Genomic DNA, 19494 nt, shown 5'->3' on the forward strand with positions numbered 1-19494 from the left:
CATGGGGCGAGGATCACAGTGAGCGCAGGCAAGCAGGGCAGCCGGGCAGGTGCGGCGTACTTCGGGCGGATGACGCTCGCATCGGCTTTGGCATCGGTGACGTTGGCGTCGCCGGCGGCGGCACAGGAGGCCGCCGGCGGCGCGGCGGCGACCCTGCTCGACACGGTCACCGTCGAGGGCCGGCGCGCCGCCACCGCGCCGCTCGACACCGCCAACGCCACCGGTTCGCGGCTCGGCCTGACCGCGCGCGAGACCCCGGCGATGGTCGAAGTGCTGAGCCAGGACGCGATCCAGGCCCGCGGCCTGCGCGGCAGCGTCGATGCGCTCAACGCCGCGCCCGGCGTATTGGCCGGGCAGTTGCCGTCGTCGCCGGGCATGACCTCGATGCGCGGGTTCACCGGCGGCGCCATCGCCTTGCTCTACGACGGCGTGCGCCAGACCGCGGCGCCCTTGGTCACGCGCGACTTCGACAGTTGGAGCTTCGAGCGCATCGAAGTGCTCAAGGGCCCGGCCTCGGTGCTATACGGCGAAGGCGCGCTGGCCGGCGCGATCAACCTGGTGCCGAAGCGGCCGCAGCTCGGCGACAGTGCTGTGGATGCCCGCGCTTTCGAAGGCATGGCCGGCTGGGGCAGCTTCGGCAGCCAGCGTTATGCGCTCGACGCGAACATTCCGCTCAGCGATCGCTTCGCCTTGCGCGCGGTGGCCAGCCATCGTCGCAGCGACGGTTATGTCGACGACACCGCCAGTGAGGCGACCTCGGCGACGCTGGCCGCGCGCTGGCGTCCGAGCGACGCGCTCGACATCGATCTGGCCCTGGATCATTACGAAGACGACTACGACACCGCCTACTGGGGCACGCCCCTGCTGCCGCGTGCCATCGCCCGCGAGCCGAGCGGGCTGGTGCGCAGCGGCAGCGACTACGTGCTCGACCGCTCCCTGCGCAAGCGCAACTACAACGTCGACAACGGCGTACAGGACGCACGCAGCGACTGGCTGCGCTCGCGGGTGAGCTGGCAGCTCAGCGACGGTCTGCGTTTCAGCAACGAGTTCGGCTATTACGACGCCAAGCGGCGCTGGCTGAATTCCGAGACCTATACCTATAACCGCCGCAGCGGCCTGCTCGATCGCGGCACCACCCGGATCGAACACGAACATCGCTTCTGGGTGGAACGCGCGACCCTGTTCTCGGAGCACCGCCTGGCCGGGCGCCGCAACCGCGCCTCGGTCGGGGTCGAGTTCAGCGACGGCGACTTCTTCGTCATGCGCCGTTTCGGCACGACCACGGCGGTCGACCCGTTCGCGCCGGTCCGCGGCCGCGTGTCCTTCGACGACGTTGCGCGCAACTTTCCCGGCACCGGCAACCGCGTCGATTTCGACTCGACGACCCGGGTCGCCTCGGTGTTCGCCGAAGACGCGCTCAACCTGAGCCCGCGCTGGTTGCTGCTGGCCGGGCTGCGTTACGACCGCATCGAACTCGAACGCAGCATCCGCGACCTCAACACCGCAGCGCTGACCCGGTTCGAGCGGCGTTACGAACCCTTGTCGTGGCGGCTCGGCACGGTATTCGACCTCAGCCCGAAGACCCAGTTGTTCGCCCAGTACAGCGAGGCGGTCGCGCCGGTCGGCAGCCTGCCGCTGCTGTCGCTGGCCAATTCGCGCTTCGAGCTGACCCACGGCCGCGCCATCGACGCCGGCATCAAGAGCAGCTTCTGGCAGGACCGCATCGACCTCAGCCTGGGCGGTTACTGGATCGAGCAGGACGACATCGTCACCCGCGACCCGCTCAATGCGAATCTGTCGGTGCAGGGCGGGCGCCAGTCCTCGCGCGGCATCGAACTGTCGGCATCGGCGGCGCTGACGCGCGGCCTGCGCCTGGATGCGAGCTTGGCCGCGCTCGATGCGCGCTTCGACGAACTGCGCGAAGCCGGCGGCGTCGACCGCGCCGGTAACGTGCCGCCGAACGTGCCCGAGCGCGTCGCCAACCTGTACGCGAGCTATCGCTTCGAGGCGATCCCGCTGACCCTCGGCGGCGGCGTGCGTCATGTCGGCGCCTTCTACACCAACAACGCCAACAGCATCCGCGTCGGCGGCCACGACGTCTGGGACGCCTCCGTCGCCTACCGCCTGCCGTTCGGCGAGATCGCCCTGCATGGGCGCAACCTCGGCGATGCCTTCTATGCCGACTGGTCCGGCGGCGCTGCCGACCAATTGGTGATCGCGCCGCCGCGCAGCGTCGAACTGACTTTCCGGGTGAACCTATGAGCCTGCTGGAAACCCGCAGCGACGCGCTGCGCCTGCACGAGGTGCGCAAGGACTTCGGTGCGCGCCATGCGCTCGAAGCCTTGTCGCTGGCGATCGCGCCGGGCGAGGTTTATGCCTTGCTCGGCCCGAACGGCGCCGGCAAGACCACCACCTTGAACCTGATCCTCGGCTTCCTGGCGCCGGAGGCGGGCCATATCGACGTCGCCGGCACCCGCGTCGACCGCGACCCGCTCGCGGCACGGGCCAAGATCGCCTACCTGCCGGAAACGGTGATGCTGCATCCCACTCTCAACGCGATCGAGAACCTGAGCTATTTCGCCCTGCTCGGCGGGCGCCGTCTCGACGATGCGCAGGCGCGCGCGTTGCTCACCGAAGCCGGTTTGCAGGAGGAGGCGCACAGCCGCCGCGCCGCCGGATTTTCGAAAGGCATGCGCCAGAAGGTCGGCCTGGCGATCGCCCTGGCCAAGAATGCGCAGTTGTTGCTGCTCGACGAACCCACCTCGGGGCTCGACGCCAGCGCCGCCAACGACCTCTCGCAAGGCGTGCGCGCGGCGGCCAAGCGCGGCATCGCGGTGCTGATGGCGACCCACGATCTGTATCGGGTCAAGGATGTGGCGCATCGGCTCGGCATCCTGCGCGCCGGGCGTCTGCTGGTCGAACGTCATACCGACGAACTGTCGGCGACCGAGATCGAAGCCCTGTATCTGGAGCAGCTCGCCGCATGAGCGCGTCGCTGACCGGTTACGAATGGACGCTGCTGCGTCGCGACCGTCGGGCGTGGTGGGCCTTGCTTTGCCTGGGCGCCTTGGTGTTGCTGGCGTTCGCGGTCAATCTGGATGCGATCGCCACGACCAATGCGGCCAAGAGCGAGATCGGCCGCGCCGAGCGCGCGCGCTGGCTGGGCCAGGGCGAGAAAGACCCGCACTCGGCCGCGCATTACAGCATCTACGCCTTCAAGCCGACGCCGGTGCTGGCCGCGCTCGATCCCGGCGTGGAGCCCTTCGTGGGCCAGGCGGTCTGGCTGGAAGCGCATGTGCAGAACGACATGCTGTACCGGCCGCAAGGCGAGGCCTCGATGCTGCAGCGCGCCGGCCTGGTCAGTCCGGCCGGGCTGCTGATCGGCTTCGCGCCCTTGGTCGCTTTCCTGCTTGCCTTCACCGCGGTGGCGATGGACCGCGAACGCGGCACCTTGCGCTTGGCGCTGGGCGCGGCGATCCGGCCGCGCGCGATCGTGATCAGCAAGGCCTTGGCGATCTGGTCTGCACTCGTGTTGGTCTTGCTGCTGCCGGTGACCGCTGCGACCGCTGCATCGAGCTTCGTCCTGGGCGTGTTCGACCTCGACACCGCCACGCGCCTGGGCTTATGGACGCTGACGATGGCGCTGTATCTGGCCTTGCTGACCGCGGTCGGCATTGCGGTGTCGATGCTCGCCGGCAGTGTGCGCGCGGCGTTGGCGCTGTTGTTCGGTCTGTGGATCGTGTTCGGCCTGGCCTTGCCGCGCTGGGCCAACAGCGCGGTCGACAGCGCGCAGCCGTTGCCGTCGACCCAGGCGGTCAAGCAGCGTTTGCTCGACGAGGCGCCGGCGTTCTGGACCGCCGAGGATGCCAAGGCCAACCAGGCCAAGCTGCTGGCGCAGTACGGCGCGGCGAGCAAGGACGAGTTGCGGGTCGATCTGCGCGGCGCCGAACTCGATCTGAGCGAGCGGCATTCGCATGCGGTGTTCGACCGCGTGCTCGGCGGTTTCTACGACCGCGTCGAAGCGCAGGATCGCGGCTATGCCGTGCTGGGCCTGCTGTCGCCGATGGCGGCGATGCAGAGTCTGTCGCCGGCCCTGGCCGGCAGCGACTTCGTCCATCACCGCCGCTTCGTCGATGGCGCCGAGCGCTACCGGCGCGAGTTAGTCAATCGCATGAACCAGGACGTGATGGCGCATCCGCTCAACGGCGAGGGGCCGCGTCATACCAACGATGCTTCGCTGTGGGCGCAGATCCCCGAGTTCCGCCATCGCGTGCCGCCGTTGGCGAGCGCCTGGGGCGTGAGCACGCCGGCCTTGCTGGCCTTGCTGGGCTGGTGCGCGGCGGCCTGGGCGGCGTTGGCGCTGGCGGCGCGGAGGATGCGGCCATGAGCGCGACGGTCGACATCGGTTTCGTCGCGTTGTGGCGCTGGGAGCTGCGCCACGTCGGACGTAATCGCTTGCTGTGGATGGTGATCGGCCTGCTCGGCGTGGCGATGCTGTGGGGTGCGCTCAGCGGCGCCGCCCTGCATCGCAGCCAGGACGCGGCGATCGAACGCAGCCGCGCCAGCGATGCGGCCTGGACCGCGCAGATCCGCGAACGCGCGCGCCGCTACGCCGAGCCGGCCGAGAGCGAAGTGCCGTACTGGCAGGACCCGACCGACGCCGCGGGCTTCAGCCGCTATTTCCTGCGTACGCACAGCTACAAGCCGAACCTGCCGTTGTCGCCGCTCGCGGTCGGGGTCAGCGACCTGATGCCCGGGCGCTTGCCGGTCAAGCTGGAAACACCGTTCGGGGTCGAACCGGTGTACGACTTCGAGAACCCGCGCGGGCTCGGGCTGGGACGTTTCGACCTCGGCTTCGTGTTGGTGTATCTGCTGCCGATCGCGGTAGTGCTGTTGATCGGCTTGCTCGCCACCTTCGAGCGCGACCACGGCATGCTGCGTTTGATCGCCGCGCAACGGGTCGGTCCGCGGACCTGGCTCGGCGCCCGCGTCGCCGCCATCGTCGCCTGGCTCGCGCCGGCGACGCTGCTGTTGGCGACTGTCTCACTCCTGGCCGCCGGCGCCGATATCGCCGCGGCCTGGCCCGAACTGATCGCGTCGGCGGTACTGGTGGTGGCTTACCTGTCGTTCTGGGCCGCGCTGGGATTCGTCGTGGTCTCGGCCTGGCCCAGCGCCGCCGGCGCGATCAGCCTGATGAGCGCGGTGTGGGCGCTGCTCGCGATCGGCCTGCCCCTGCTCGGCAGCGCGCTCGCGACCCGGCTCGGCGACGCGCCGCCGCCGGTGGCCTATGTCGATGCGCAACGGCGCGCCAACGACGCCATCGCCGAACAGCGCGACGCGATCGTCGCCGCCGCCTTCCGCCGATCTTCCGTACTCGCCGCGGCGACCGAGCGCGTGGCCAAGATCGACTACGCCACGCGCATGACCTTCCTGACCCCGGAGCTCGAACGGCGCCTGCTGCCCTTGCGCGAGCGCCAACAGGCCGCGCGCGAATGGCGCGGCCGGGTCTCGGACTGGGCCGGCTATCTCGCGCCGCCGTTGGGACTGGAAGAAGCTTTGGCGGTGCTTGCCGGCACCGATGCTACCCGTCATGAACGCTTCGAACAGCAGACCCGCGCATACCAACTGCGCCTGCGCGATTGGTTCTACCCGCGCATCCAAGGGCAAATCGCCGCGCCGACGCCGCGCGCGGTGGCCAATAGCTACGGGCGGATGAACTTCGCCGATTACGACGGCATTCCCGCGTATCTCGGCACCGAGGCGCCAGCGCGCGCGCGGGTCGCCGCGGTGCTGCCGATGATCGGTTGGCTGTGCCTGCTGGCGGGTCTGCTGACCGCACTCGCCTGGCGGCGTTTGCGTCGCTGGCCGACGGAGCTCTGAGCGATGAGACGAGACGCACTGGCCTGGGCCTTGGGCCTGATCGCTGCGACCGCGACGGGCGCGGTGCAGGCGCAACGCACCGACGACAACGCCGTCACCGCGGCCGAGGACGCGTTCGGTGCCACCCTCGGCAACGAAACCATCGGCTTGTACAGCACCAAGCAGGTGCGCGGCTTTTCGCCGGTCGACGCCGGCAACGTGCGCATGGACGGAGTCTATTTCGATCGCCAGGGCACGGTGCCGCCGCGCCTGGTCGAGGGCTCGACCATTCGCGTCGGCCTGTCGGCGTTGAGTTATCCGTTCCCGGCGCCGACCGGCATCGTCGACTATCGCCTGCAGAAGGCCGGCGACCAGCGCGTGATCAGCGTGGTCGGCGCGCTCAATGCCTACGGCGCGCCGGCGTTGGAACTCGACGCCAAGCTGCCCGTGATCCCGGGCCGGCTCGGGATCGCCGCCGGTGTCTCGTATGCGCGCGAGGAGTATTACGACGGCGCCGACGCGCGCTATCTGCGCGCCGGTGTGGTGCCGCGTTGGCGCCCGACCGAGAACATCGAGATCCTGCCGTTCTGGAGCATCTCGCGCGGCCGCGACGAGGAAGTCGCGCCGACGATCATTACTGCCGGCAATCATCTTCCGCCGAAGATCGAACGCCGCCGTCATTTCGGCCAGACCTGGTCGGACAACGAGTACGACAGCCGCAACTACGGCGTGCTCGGCAAGGCGCGCTTCGGCGACGACTGGGCCCTGACCGGCGGCGTGTTCCGCTCGATCAATAATATGCCGAGCGGTTTCGCCGAGTTGTTCGTCGACACTACCCGCGATGGCCTGGCGCGCGAGAAAGTCATCGCCGATCCGCGCCAGCGCTCGGCCTCGACCAGCGGCGAGCTGCGCCTGAGCCGCAGTTTTCGCGAAGGCCCGCGCCTGCATGTGCTGCACCTCGCCGCACGCGGCCGTCGCCTCGACAGCGAGTACGGCGGTTCGGCGCCGACCCTGGATTTCGGCGTGCGGCCGCTCGGCGAACCCTTGCCGATGCCTGAACCCGCAGCGTTCGCGTTCGGCCCGCGCACCCACGACCAGGTCCGCCAATGGACCGGCGGCCTGGCCTACGAAGGGCGCTGGCGCGAGGTCGGCGAACTCAGCCTCGGCATCCAGCGCAGCCGCTATGAAAAAAGCGTCGACCAACCGGGCCTGCCGCGCACCGCAACGCGCGATCAGCCCTGGCTGCCGAACGCCAACGTCTCGGTCTATCTCGGCAAGCGCCTGGCCTTGTACGCCGGCCACACCCGCGGTCTGGAGGAAAGCGGCATCGCACCCGACGACGCGGCCAATCGCAACGAAGCCCTGCCGGCGATCCGTACGCGGCAGAGCGACGCCGGCCTGCGTTGGGCCTTCGCCGACGGCATGAAGCTGGTCGCCGGTGCCTTCGACGTGCGTAAACCCTATTTCACCACCGACGAGCGCAACGTCTACGGCGCGATCGGCGAAGTGCGCCACCGCGGCGTCGAGTTGAGCCTGAGCGGTCGGCCGATGGATTCCCTGAGCCTGGTCGCCGGCGCGGTGTTGATGCGGCCGCGGGTGAGCGGCGAGGCGGTACGTCTGGGCCGGGTGGGCGATCGCCCGATCGGCCAGACCGAGCGCGTGCTGCGCGCCGATCTCGAATACCGCCCACCGTCGTGGGCGGGGCTCTCGTTCGATCTGTCGATGAGTCACTACGGCGAACGCATCGCGTCGCGCGACGGACGCAACCGCGTACCCGACTACACCTTGGTCGATGTCGGCGCGCGCTATCGGTTCCGGCTCGGTTCGGCGCCGGCGACCTTGCGCCTGCTGGTCGCCAACGTCGGCGACACCTACACCTGGAACATCTACGGCAACAACAGTTTCGGACTCACCGACGGGCGGCGCTACGTGGCCCAGCTCGCGGTCGATTTCGACGGTTAATTCGGCGGTTTTGGGGAGCGTGCGGCCATGCTGAGGCAGGAGCGGTATCGCGATAACGACCACGCGCGGGGTGGGGCCCGCGCGCAGGTGCGGGCGTCGTGCGAGCGGACTTCGAGGATCTACAGCGGCGTCTGCCACGGCACGCTGGGCGAGCTGTTGCAGGGGCCGTATGCGCAGGACGGCGAATTGCACATCGGCCTGATCTCCTTGCCGGTGCGCAAATACAGCTGGATCCATTTCGCCCCGGGCGACGATGGCGACATCGCCGTCGACCTGGCCGGCAAGGACAAATGCCGGCAGGCGATCGCGCTGTACCTGCAAGCGCACGGCAAGCGCCTGCCGAGCGGGCGCTGGAGCCACGACTCGGAACTGCCGCTCGGCAAGGGCATGGCCAGTTCGACCGCCGACATCGTCGCCACCATTCGTTGCCTGGACCGGATCTTCGGCCTGGCCTCGGCGCCGGCGGCGATCGCCGACCTGCTGCGCGGCATCGAGCGTTCCGACAGCGTGTTCCTCGACACCCACGCGTTGTACCTGAGCGGACGCCAGCAGATCGTGCAGGCCTTCGATACGCCGCTGCGCCTGCATGCCTGCTACATCGACGAAGGCGGCACGGTCGAGACCGAGAAGTACGCGCATCCCTTGCTGGCCCACTACCAGCGCCATCTCGACGCCTATCAGGACAATCTCGAACGTGCGCTGCAGGCGTTCGCCGCGCACGACCTCGCCGCCATTTGCGCCTGCGCGACCCAGAGCGCGCAGTTGGCGCAGGGGGTGATCGCCAAACGCCACCTTGATGCGTTGCTAGAACGGCGCAGCGATTTCGCCGCCGACGGCATCGTCGTCGCCCACACCGGCAGCCTGCTCGGCTATCTGTTCGTCGAGCGGCCCGACGCGGCGCGCATGGGCGAGCTGTCGGCCTTCTTCCGCGGCCTGGGCCACCAGTGCCGTTTCGCCGAAACGGGGTTCTGATGAGCATGCATACGCATATCGCCGACGCGATCAAGGCGCCCGACCTGGTTCGGCTGGGCGCCAATCTCTATGTCGCCCGCTTCGAGACCATGAAGGTGTATTCGACTCTGGTCGCGGTCGAGCGCCTGCTCGCCAGCGGCCGCATCCGCCCGGGCGCGACCCTGATGGACAGCTCCAGCGGCATCTATGCGTATGCTCTGGCCCTGGCCTGTCACAAGTACGGCCTGCATTGCCACATCGTCGGCTCCAAGACCGTCGACCGCACCCTGATGCTGCAGCTGCGCATCCTCGGTGCGACCATCGAGCAGGTCGAGCCGCAGGCGACCTTGAAGATGGACCAGAGCCTGCGCGTGGCGCGCATCCGCGAACTGCTCGACAGCCGCCCCGACGTGCACTGGATGCAGCAGTACCACGACGACATCCATTACGACGGGTACGAGCCGGTCGCGGCTTTGTTCGCCGATGTCCTTGGCGACAGCGCGCTCAGCGTGGTCGGCGGGGTCGGCTCGGGCTGTTCCACCGGCGGTCTGGCCAGAGCCTTGCGCGCGCACGATGCCGCGGTCGAACTGATCGGCGTGCAACCGTTCGGCAGCATGACCTTCGGCTGCCAGCACATCGAAGACCCCGGCATCATCATCGCCGGTATCGGCAGTTCGATTCCGTTCCGCAACGTGCAGCATCGCTTGTACGACCAGATTCACTGGGTCTCGTTCGACTACGGTCTGTCGGGTTCGGTGGCCCTGCTGCGCGAACACGCGGTGTTCGCCGGTTTGTCGACCGGCTGCTGCTATCTGGTCGCCGCGCGCGAAGCCGCGCGCCGGCCCGAACGCAACATCGTCTTTCTCGCCGCCGACACCGGCCACCGCTATGTCGAGGGTGTGTTCGCTCATTACGAACAGGCCCTGGACCCGCGTGGCCTGGAGCCCAAGCCCATCGCCTCGCTCGATGAGCTGGCCCTGCCGTGGTCGGCGATGGCCTGGGCGCGCGCCGACTTCGCCACCGATCCCGACGACGTCGTAGCGCCGCCGCAACGCGATGCGGCGCTCGTCGCCGCGCACTGAATCCCTCCCTGGAGCAACTCCTCATGGCGCATCTGTTGATGATCGAAAGCTGGGTCGGCGGCACCGGCCGCATCTTCCCGCCCGCGATCGGCCGGCTCGGCCACCGCTATACCTTCGTCACCCGCAATCGCGGTCATTACCGCGACGCGCGTTCGCAAGAGATTCACCCGGTAATCGACCATGCCGATCACGTGCTGACCGCCGAGACCAACGACGTGCCGGCGCTGATCGAATTCCTGCGCGCCCAGCACGCCATCCTCAAGTTCGACGGTGTGGTGACGATTTGCGATTACTACATCGACACCGTGGCCCAGGTCGCGCAGGCGCTGGGGCTGCCGCAGGCGTTCTCGGCCAATGTGGTGATGGAGCGGCGCAAGGACCGGGTGCGCGAGGCGATCGAACGCGCCGGCCTGCCGAACCCGAAGTTCGCGGTGACCCGCTCCTGGGACGAGACCCGCAGCGAGGCGCAGCGGATCGGCTATCCCTTGATCGTCAAGCCGACCGACCTGGCATCGAGCGCGTTCGTGCGCCTGATTCACGACGAGGAAGAGCTGTGTGCGGCCTTCGATGCGCTCGAACAGTTTCCGCGCAATTTCCGCGAACAGGCGCGCGTGCCCTTGCTGCTGTTGGAGGAGTACCTGTGCGGCGAGGAGTTCAGCGTCGAGGCGTGCACCTATCGCGGCCGTACCACGGTCATCGGCATCACCGACAAGAGCCTTACGGGGTTTCCGTACTTCATCGAGGACGGGCATATGTTCCCGGCCCGGCTCAATCCGGCCGACGCTGCGGCCATCGAGGCCTTGGTGCTCGGTGCGCTCGAAGCGGTCGGACACGATCACGGCATCAGCCACACCGAGGTCAAGCTGACCGCGGATGGGCCGCGCGTCGTCGAGATCAATCCGCGCCCGGGCGGCAACTACATCGCCGAGTTGATCCAGCGCGTGACCGGCATCGACCTGCTCGATGCGCAGATCGAGCTCGCCCTCGGCCGCGAACCGGACCTGGGGCGCGTCGATACCGGTATCGCCAGTGCGGCGATCAAGTTCCTGGTGCCGCCGCGCGGCGGCTACGTGCTGGCGATGGACGGCGCCGCGAGCCTGGAGGCCGATCCGAATATCGAGCGCTGGAGCCTGAGCGCGGTGGCCGGCAGCGAAGTCGCGGCGCCGATCGACAACGCCTGTTACCTCGGCCACGTGATCGCGGTCGATCGGGTAGGCGGACAGGCGCGCGGGTATGCCGAGCGGGCGCTGGCCGAGGTCACGCTGCGTTATGCGGACACGAGCGCGGGCCCGGATACGCAAGCGGATGACAGGGAGGAGGCCCGGACTCGCGCTGCTGCAGAACTGGCGTCGACTGCAGCGTGAGCGCGGCTGTATGGATTTGCTCCCGCTATCCCATTGCTGTCCCCCCCTTTGGAAAAGGGGGGCAGGGGGGATTTGCCCTTCGCTTTTAGTTCGAGGCCGAGCAACAGCAAAGGCAAAGGCAAATCCCCCCGCGTCCGCTACGCGGTCGCGGCCCCCCTTTTCCAAAGGGGGCAACGGCAACGGCAAGTGCAATAGAAGCAACAGCAACAGCCCCATCGACCGCAATCCGACGCGCTTCCCCCGCACAATTTCTCCGAGACCGACGACATGACGCTTTCCGTACCGACGGCCGTCGCTGCCGCACCTTCCACCGGCCAACTGCCGCCCATCGACGTCGCTGCACTGACCGAAGCGGTGCTGCGCGGCGACTACGGCCCGAATCCCGAAGGCCTGCATGCCGTCGGCGCGTTCTGGGTGCGCCAGAGCACCCAGTTCCCGGGCACCGAGACCAAATACCGCAACTACTATCTGGTGCTGCGGGTGGAGTCGGGCTTCGGCGGTTGTTGTGTTGAGCGCGATCAGCTCGACTCGGTGATCGCCGAGGAGTTGTCCGGGCGTAGCGTCGCCGAGTTGCTGCGCGATCAACGCACGCCGGTGCGGGTCGCCGCGCTCGATGCCTACCTGTCGCTGGTGCGGCCGCATCGCGAGGCGGCCGAGGCGCAGGTGTTCATGCTGCCGCACGGTACGCCGCTGGAGCGGGCGCGGGCGCGCGACGAGGCCATCGCCGGTCTGCTCAAGATCGAGCCGGGCATGCGCGTGGGCCTGATCGGCGTGGTCAACCCGCTGGTGGCGGCGATCCAGGCCCAGGGCGGGATTTGCCTGCCCTGCGATTTCAATCTGCAACGCACCCAGGACGGCACCGAGGTGGTGCGCGATATGCGGCCGGTGCTGGCGCAGGCGGACCTGGTGATCGCCACCGGCATGACCCTGAGCAACGGCTCTTTCGACGAGATCCTCGCCAGCGTGCGCGCGCGCGGCATTCCGTTGATCGTCTACGCCCAGACCGGCAGCGCGATCGTGCCGCGTTTTCTCGGACACGGTGTCGCCGCGGTGTCGGCCGAGCCGTTCCCGTTCTCGCAGTTCAGCGCCGACCCGACGCCGATCCATCTGTATCGCGCCGCCGCTGCAGGCGATGCGCGCGCGGCGGCCTGAGCGCGGCCATGAGCGCAAGCCCGCCGCTGCAGGCATCCGTTCCCCTCGGCGCCGACGCGCGCCGACGCGGCCTCAACGGTTTGCTGGTCTACACCTTCTTCATGGTGACCGGCTTCGCCATGTTGATGCCGCTGGTCGCGGTGCACTTCGTCAACGACGTCGGCTTGGCCGCGGCGGCGGTCGGTCTGGCGTTGGCGGTGCGGCAACTGACCCAACAAGGCCTGGCTCTGGTCGGCGGCGTGCTCTCGGACCGCTTCGGCACGCGCCGCATGATCTGTCTCGGCGTGTTGCTGCGCGCGGCCGGCTTCGCCAGCCTGGCCTTCGCCGACGATCTGCCGCTGCTGTTGTTCGCGATGGCGGTGTCGGCGCTCGGCGGGGCGATGTTCGAGGCGCCGTACCAGGCTTCTATCGCCGCGCTCACCGACGAGCGCACGCGGCCGCGTTATTACGCGATCAGCAACTGGGTCAGTGGCGTGGCGACCACGCTCGGGCCCTTGCTCGGGGTCGCCTTGTTGCGTTTCGACTTCCGCGTGGTCTGCCTGGTCGCCGCGGCCTGTTTCGCGCTCAACTTCGTCATCGCCCTGCGCCTGTTGCCGTCGGTGGAGATGCCGGAGCGGCCGCCGCCGCTGCGCCACGGCCTCGACCTGGTGCGCCGCGACCGCGCTTTCCTGAGCCTGGTCGTGCTGATGATGCCGTACTGGTTTCTCGCGGTGCAGATCAACATCAGCCTGCCCCTGTTGGCACAGCGGCTGACCGGCGAAGTCGACAGCGTCGGGGTGATGTTCGCGGTCAGCGCCGGCCTGACGGTGTTGCTGCAATACGGCCTGGTGCGCTGGCTCGAACAGCGTCTCAGCACCGCCCAGGTGCTGGTGCTCGGTGTGGTGCTGATGTCGCTGGCGGTCGGCGCGATCGGCTTCACCGACGGCTTCGCCGGTTTCCTGTTGTGCATCGGCGGCTTCGCGGTCGGCGCGGTGATGACCCGCCCGACCCAACAGACCTTGATCGCCGGCATGGCCGACCCGCGCGCGCTCGGCACGTTTCTCGGCGTGAGTTCGCTCAGCCTCGCCATCGGCGGCGGCTTGGGCAACGTCGCCGGCGGTTGGCTGGTCGATGTGGCGACGGCGAGGCACTGGCCGTGGTTGCCGTGGACGGTGTTCTGCGCCATCGGCCTGCTCAACGCGCTGGGCCTGTCGCTGCTGCTGCGCGCGCCGCGCGCGCAGGCGCTGCCGGCCGCATGAGGCGCCAGTAACGGCAACGAGGTTCGGCCAAGGCCGAGGAGATTTGCTCCCTCTTCCGCACCCGAGGGGAAGGGGGAGTCTTTTTCTTCGTGCGGCTCAGGCGCCGCCAGCGAAGTCGTGCTGGCGCCAGGCCTCGAACACCACCACCGCGACCGCGTTGGACAGATTCAGGCTGCGGTTGTCCGGGCGCATCGGCAGGCGCAGGCGATGTTCGGCCGGGATCCGTTCGAGCACGTCCTCGGGCAGGCCGCGGGTTTCCGGGCCGAACACGAAGGCGTCGCCGGCGGCATAGCGGGGCTGGTCGTGGCGGACCCGGCCGCGCGTGCTCAGCGCGAACAGTCGCGGCGGCGCGATCGCGTCCAGCGCCGCGGCCAGGCTGTCGTGCACCTGCACGGCGGCGTACTCGTGATAGTCGAGCCCGGCGCGGCGCAATTGCTTGTCCTCCAGGGTGAACCCCAGCGGCGCCACCAGGTGCAGGCGCGCGCCGGTGTTCGCGCACAGGCGGATCACGTTGCCGGTGTTGGGCGGAATCTCGGGCTGGTAAAGGATGACGTCGAACATCCGCGCATTATGCGCGGCGAGGCCGCTCGGCCGCAGCGACAACGTAAATGCGACCGGCCACCCCCTATGACCGCCGGCCTAGTGCCTGGGCGCCTCGACCCGCCTAGGATGGTGCTTTCGTCCGCGCGCGGACGACCCCAGCCAGGAGTGCCCATGTCGCCGAAGTCCCCGTTGTCCCCGAACGCGCTCCGCGCCGCCCGCCCGCGCGCCGCCGCGCTGGCTCTCGCGCTGGCGACCGCCGTGGCCGGCACGGTCTGCGCGCCGGCGCTGGCGGCACCGGCCGCCGGCGCCAACGCGAACTCGAAGGCCGAGGTTTCGATCCCGTATGAAGAGTTCACCCTGCCCAACGGCTTGCGGGTGATCGTCCATACCGATCGCAAGGCGCCGATCGTCGCGGTCAACGTCTGGTACCACGTCGGCAGCAAGAACGAGCAGGCCGGGCGCACCGGTTTCGCCCATCTGTTCGAGCACCTCATGTTCCAGGGCTCGGAGAACCACAAGGGCGAGTTCTTCGCGCCGTTCGAGCTGGTCGGCGTGACCGACCAGAACGGCACCACCAACCAGGACCGCACCAACTACTTCCAGAACGTGCCGACCACCGCGCTCGACATGGCGCTGTGGATGGAATCGGACCGCATGGGCCATCTGCTCGGCGCGATCGACCAGAAAACCCTCGACGAACAGCGCGGCGTGGTCCAGAACGAAAAGCGCCAGGGCGAAAACCAGCCCTACGGCCGCCGCATCAGCGCCAAGCTCTACGAGGCGCTGTATCCGGCCGACCACCCCTACAGCTGGCAGACCATCGGCTCGATGGCCGACCTCGACGCGGCCTCGCTCGACGACGTCAAGACCTGGTTCCGCAGCTGGTACGGCCCCAACAACGCAGTGCTGGTGCTCGCCGGCGACATCGATGTGGCGACCGCCAAGGAAAAGGCGCTGCGTTACTTCGGCGACATTCCGGCCAGCGCGACCCTGCCCGACATGGCCGCGCGCGTGCCCAAGCGCGAGCGCGACACCGAGGAAACGGTGCCCGACCGTGTGCCGCAGGCGCGCGTTTACCGCGCCTGGCCGGTCGCCGAATTCGGCAGCCCAGACGGCACCGAACTCGGCCTGTTCGCGCAGGTCCTCGGCGGCAGCGCGGCCTCGCGCCTGGACGCGCGCCTGGTCCACGCCGACCGCATCGCCGACAGCGCCAGCGTGTCGATCAACGACGCCGAGATCAGCGGCACCCTGGTGGTGGTCGCCAACGTCAAGCAGGGCGTCGACCCGGCCAAGGTGCGCGCCGCCATCGACGAAGAGATCAAGCGCCTGATCGAACAAGGCCCGACCGCGCAGGAGCTCGAACAGGCCAAGACCGCGAGCCGCGCCGACTTCGTCCGCGGGGTCGAACGCATCGGCGGTTTCGGCGGCAAGTCCGACGTGCTCGCGCGCTGCGCGGTGCTGCTCGGCAAGCCCGACTGCTATCGCGACGAACTCAAGGAACTCGCCGCGGCGACCCCGGCCAGCGTGCAGGCCGCGGGCCGTCGTTGGCTCGGCGTCGGCTCGCACACCCTGATCGTGCAGCCCGGCGACAAGCCGGCCTCGTCGCTGCCGGAAACCGTGCGCGCCGCGCCCGCGACCCGGCCGGCGGCGATTCCGGCCGCCGACCCGCGCTTCAAGACCGTGGCCTCCACGGTCGATCGCAGCACCGGCGTGCCGGTGACGCAGCGTTTCCCCGATCTCAACTTCCCGACCCCGCAGCGCGCACGCCTGGGCAACGGCATGGAAGTGGTGCTGATCGAGCGCCACGAAACCCCGGTGGTGCAGCTGGCGATGGAATTCCCCGGCGGTTTCAGCGCCGACCTCGGCAAGAAGGTCGGCACCGCCAGTTTCGGCATGGCGATGCTCGATGAAGGCGCCGGCGACTACGGCGCGCTGCAACTGTCGGCGCGCAAGGAAGCGCTCGGCGTCGAGCTGTCGTCCAACGCCAGCCTCGACAGCGCCAACGTCGCGATGTCGGCGCTGACCGACAAGCTCGAACCGTCGCTGGACCTGTTCGCCGACGTGGTCCGCCGCCCGCGGTTCGAGGCCGCGGAAATCGAACGCGTGCGCGCGCAATGGCTGGCCGGGATCAAGCAGGAGAAGGCGCGTCCGCAGACCGCGGCGCTGCGCGTGTTGCCGCCGCTGCTGTACGGCGCCGGCCATGCCTATGCGATTCCGTTCACCGGCACCGGCACCGAGGCCTCGATCGCGTCGTTGAGCCGCGACGACCTGGTCGCCTTCCACCGCGATTGGCTGCAGCCCGACCGTGCCCGCGTGTTCGTGGTCGGCGACACCACCCTGGCGCAGATCGTGCCGCAGTTGGAGCGCCGTTTCGGCGACTGGAAGGCCGGCGCCAACGCGCCGGCTCTGCCGGCACTGGCCACGGTGGCGCGCCCGAAGGCGCCGCGCGTGTTCCTGGTCGACCAGCCCGGCGCGATCCAGTCCAACCTCTACGTCGGCGAACTGATCGCACCGACCGGCGATGCCGGCACCATCGACTTCGATTTCGCCAACGGCGTGCTCGGCGGCGAATTCAGCTCGCGCCTCAACATGAACCTGCGCGAGGACAAGCACTGGGCCTACGGTTCCTACAGCGGCTCGGGCAACGCCAAGGGCCAGCGGCCGTGGATCGCCCAGGCCGCGGTGCAGTCGGACAAGACCGTGGAGTCGCTGGCCGAGCTCAAGCGCGAGATCGAGTCCTTCGCCAGCGGCAGCGCGCCGATCAGCGCCGCCGAGGTCGCCAAGATCCGCGCCTCGAACACCTTGAGCCTGCCGGGCGCCTACGAAACCACCGACGCCCTGATGGCCCAGGTCAGCGCCGACCAGCGCTACGGCCGTCCTGCGGACTACATCCTCGAGTACAAGGCGCGCAACGAAGCGATGACCCCGGCGCTCGCGCAGGCCGCGGCGAAGACGCTCGACCCGGCCGCATTGACCTGGGTGGTGGTCGGCGACCTGTCGAAGATCGAACAGCCGATCCGCGCGCTCAAGCTCGGCGAAGTCGAAGTGATCGATCAGGACGGCAAGCCGGTACGCTGAGCCGATCGGTTGATGTCATGCAACGCGACGGGCCGCCTCTTCGGAGGCGGCCCGTTGGCGTTTGTGGGGCAGTCGCAGTGGCCGCTGCCGTAAAAGCAAAAGCAAAAGCTAAATCCCCCGCGTCCGCTTCGCGGTCGCCGCCCCCTTTCTAAAAGGGGGCATGGGCGGGGCGCTTTCTGCAGTTGTACTTTCGATGGCAGCAAGCGGAGCAGCGCTGCACTCGTCACTTCGTCTCCCCAAGACGGATTCCCCCCTTTGCAAAAGGGGGCAGGGGGGATTTGCTTCCGCCTTCGCTCTCTCCGCCCAGCGCCCCATTCCTACCGCGCTCAGCCGATTCCGGTGACAATGCGCGCGATCGCATCCCTAACGAGGTTTCCATGCGCGCGTTGGCAATCGTCTCCCTGGCTTCGACCCTGGCCCTGATGGGCTCGGCCTGCACCTGGGTGCAGATGGCGCCCGGCGCACAAGCGGTGCGCGTGCTCTCCGGCGGCCCGGCGCCGTCGGGTTGCGAGAAGCGCGGCGAAGTCGTCGTCGCGGTCAAGCACAACGTCGCTTTCTACGAACGCAACGCCCTGCGCGTGCGCGAAGAACTCGAAACCCTGGCGCGCAACGAAGCCCCCGGTCTGCAGGCCGATACCATCCAGCCGGTGGCAGCGCCGGCCGACGGCCAGCAGCGTTTTGCCGCCTACCGCTGCGGCCCCGGCGCGGCCCCGGCTGCGCAATCGGCGCCTTCGGCGGCCGCTCAGACCTATCCTGTGGGCGGCTGAGCGCATTTCCAAACTCTCGCGTACGGCCTGTTAAGGCCTCTCGCGCTGTCCTAATCCGCTGTTTTTCAAGGGGTTTATGGCGCGGGGCGAGCGCCGGGTACCGGCCGCAGGCCAAGCATGGCTAATGCATAGGGGTCGTGAAGGCGTTAATCTGTCGCACTTTGTCCGCGAAGGGTTTGCGCCCATGCTGTTCCAACACGTCGCTATTGCCGGGCTCGCTCATGTCGATGCTCCGCGCAAGCTGACCTCCGACGAAATCAACGCCCGCCTCAAGCCCACCCTCGATCGCCTCGGCATCAAGGTCAATGTGCTGCAGGATGTCGCCGGCGTGCACGAGCGTCGTCTGTGGGACGGCGAAATGCGCGCATCCGACGCCGCAACCCTGGCCGCCGTCAAGGCGCTCGCCGATGCCGCGGTCGATACCGATCGCATCGGCCTGCTCGTCAACACCTCGGTGAGCCGCGATTACCTGGAGCCGTCCACGGCCAGCATCGTCGCCGGCAATCTGCGCCTGGGCGAGAACTGCCAGAACTTCGACGTCGCCAACGCCTGTCTCGCCTTCCTCAACGGCATGGACATCGCCGGCCGCATGATCGAGCGCGGCGAGATCGACTACGCCCTGGTCGTCGACGGCGAAACCGCCAACCTCGCCTACGAGAAGACCATCGAGCGCCTGAGCAAGGCCGACGTCACCGAGTCGCAGCTGCGCGACGAGATGGCGACCCTGACGCTCGGCAGCGGTGCCGCCGCGATGGTGCTCGCGCGCGCCGAACTCGCCCCGGGCGCCCCGCGTTACCGCGGCGGCGTGACCCGTTCGGCGACCGAGTGGAACCAGCTGTGCCTGGGCGACCTGCATCACGACCGCATGGTGGCCGACGGCCGCATGCTGATGATCGAAGGCCTCAAGCTCGGCCACAAGACCTTCGCCGCGGCCAAGGCCGCGTTGGGTTGGGCGGTCGAAGAGCTCGACGAATTCGTCATCCACCAGGTCAGCCGCGCCCACACCCAGGCCTTCCTCAAGGCCTTCGGCATCGACCCGAAGAAGGTCATGACCATCTTCGGCGAGCACGGCAACATCGGTCCGGCCTCGGTGCCGATCGTGTTGAGCAAGCTGCGCGAGATGGGTCGCCTGAAGAAGGGCAGCCGCGTTGCGCTGCTCGGCATCGGTTCGGGCCTGAACTGCTCGATGGCCGAAGTGGTCTGGTAATGCCTGCTTGAGCCGTGCGGCGCGAGCCGGCGGTGCAGTCGAATACCAAAAGCCCGGTGCGAAAGCGCCGGGCTTTTTGCTTTTGGGGGTTCGGGTGTCGGTGTCGCGTCGAGTGAGCCTTTGGCGTGCGCGATGTTGCTTGTCGCTGTCGCTGTCGCTGTCGCTGTCGTTGCCCCTTGCTGTGCGCCGATTCGCACTCGCGAAGGCAACGGAAGACCCGGAGGGCGGCCCGCATGGATGCGGGCCGTTTTTCATCGGGACAGGGATGTCCCGTATGAAAAATCCCTGCGT

General features: G+C 68.6%; 13 protein-coding genes and 1 pseudogene. 13 read left to right on the forward strand and 1 reads right to left on the reverse strand.

Translation table 11 applies throughout. The annotated features are described in order from the left end of the window. The first annotated feature begins 18 nt into the window (after nucleotides 1-18). The 10 genes from ACTJJK_RS00835 (at nucleotide 19) to ACTJJK_RS00880 (ending at nucleotide 13608) form a co-directional block, all read left to right on the forward strand. Nucleotides 19-2262, forward strand: coding sequence for a TonB-dependent receptor (locus tag ACTJJK_RS00835; RefSeq protein WP_440729212.1), 2244 nt, complete (start codon nucleotides 19-21; stop codon nucleotides 2260-2262). Next, entirely contained in the window at nucleotides 2259-2987 is a 729-nt protein-coding gene (locus ACTJJK_RS00840; protein WP_440729213.1) for an ABC transporter ATP-binding protein, read from the forward strand. The genes ACTJJK_RS00835 and ACTJJK_RS00840 overlap by 4 nt, the downstream gene beginning before the upstream one ends. Then, nucleotides 2984-4387 carry a DUF3526 domain-containing protein gene (locus tag ACTJJK_RS00845; protein ID WP_031372757.1) on the forward strand — a complete coding sequence of 468 codons (1404 nt, stop codon included), beginning with the start codon at nucleotides 2984-2986 and terminating at the stop codon, nucleotides 4385-4387. The genes ACTJJK_RS00840 and ACTJJK_RS00845 overlap by 4 nt, the downstream gene beginning before the upstream one ends. Beyond that, entirely contained in the window at nucleotides 4384-5880 is a 1497-nt protein-coding gene (locus ACTJJK_RS00850) for a DUF3526 domain-containing protein (RefSeq protein WP_440729214.1), read from the forward strand. Before ACTJJK_RS00845 ends, ACTJJK_RS00850 begins: the two co-directional genes overlap by 4 nt. Before the next feature lie 3 nt (nucleotides 5881-5883). Beyond that, on the forward strand, nucleotides 5884-7821 hold the full coding sequence (locus ACTJJK_RS00855) for a TonB-dependent siderophore receptor (protein WP_440729215.1): 1938 nt from the start codon (nucleotides 5884-5886) through the stop codon (nucleotides 7819-7821). A gap of 27 nt (nucleotides 7822-7848) precedes the next feature. Further along, nucleotides 7849-8793 carry a GHMP family kinase ATP-binding protein gene (locus tag ACTJJK_RS00860; RefSeq protein WP_440729216.1) on the forward strand — a complete coding sequence of 315 codons (945 nt, stop codon included), beginning with the start codon at nucleotides 7849-7851 and terminating at the stop codon, nucleotides 8791-8793. Further along, nucleotides 8793-9854: a pyridoxal-phosphate dependent enzyme gene (locus ACTJJK_RS00865; protein WP_440729217.1), complete on the forward strand. Its 1062-nt coding sequence runs from the start codon at nucleotides 8793-8795 to the stop codon at nucleotides 9852-9854. Before ACTJJK_RS00860 ends, ACTJJK_RS00865 begins: the two co-directional genes overlap by 1 nt. A 23-nt stretch (nucleotides 9855-9877) precedes the next feature. Continuing rightward, nucleotides 9878-11218: an ATP-grasp domain-containing protein gene (locus tag ACTJJK_RS00870; protein ID WP_440729218.1), complete on the forward strand. Its 1341-nt coding sequence runs from the start codon at nucleotides 9878-9880 to the stop codon at nucleotides 11216-11218. Nucleotides 11219-11485: 267 nt separating this feature from the next. Further along, the gene (locus tag ACTJJK_RS00875; protein ID WP_440729219.1) at nucleotides 11486-12370 is read left to right on the forward strand and encodes a Rossmann-like domain-containing protein; all 885 of its coding nucleotides are present in this window, start codon (nucleotides 11486-11488) and stop codon (nucleotides 12368-12370) included. 8 nt (nucleotides 12371-12378) lie between these two features. Further along, the gene (locus ACTJJK_RS00880; protein WP_440729220.1) at nucleotides 12379-13608 is read left to right on the forward strand and encodes an MFS transporter; all 1230 of its coding nucleotides are present in this window, start codon (nucleotides 12379-12381) and stop codon (nucleotides 13606-13608) included. A 96-nt stretch (nucleotides 13609-13704) separates the two neighbouring features. Here the strand turns inward: ACTJJK_RS00880 and trmL are convergent, their stop codons facing one another. Continuing rightward, nucleotides 13705-14169: a tRNA (uridine(34)/cytosine(34)/5-carboxymethylaminomethyluridine(34)-2'-O)-methyltransferase TrmL gene (gene trmL / locus ACTJJK_RS00885; RefSeq protein WP_440729221.1), complete on the reverse strand. Its 465-nt coding sequence runs from the start codon at nucleotides 14167-14169 to the stop codon at nucleotides 13705-13707. Nucleotides 14170-14322: 153 nt separating this feature from the next. Between trmL and ACTJJK_RS00890 the strand changes: the two genes are divergently transcribed. The 3 genes and pseudogenes from ACTJJK_RS00890 to ACTJJK_RS00900 all read left to right on the forward strand — a co-directional run bounded on the left by ACTJJK_RS00890 (nucleotide 14323) and on the right by ACTJJK_RS00900 (nucleotide 19203). Beyond that, nucleotides 14323-17229: a M16 family metallopeptidase gene (locus ACTJJK_RS00890; RefSeq protein WP_440729222.1), complete on the forward strand. Its 2907-nt coding sequence runs from the start codon at nucleotides 14323-14325 to the stop codon at nucleotides 17227-17229. Between the two features lie 386 nt (nucleotides 17230-17615). Further along, nucleotides 17616-17930, forward strand: a pseudogene (locus ACTJJK_RS00895) (DUF4156 domain-containing protein); the annotation flags it as partial. Between the two features lie 250 nt (nucleotides 17931-18180). Further along, nucleotides 18181-19203 (forward strand): 3-oxoacyl-ACP synthase III, encoded by a 1023-nt coding sequence (locus tag ACTJJK_RS00900; RefSeq protein ID WP_031372746.1) that lies wholly within the window; start codon nucleotides 18181-18183, stop codon nucleotides 19201-19203. Nucleotides 19204-19494: the final 291 nt, after the last annotated feature.

Source organism: Lysobacter sp. 22409, assembly GCF_052045105.1.
Lineage (GTDB): Bacteria > Pseudomonadota > Gammaproteobacteria > Xanthomonadales > Xanthomonadaceae > Lysobacter > Lysobacter antibioticus_B.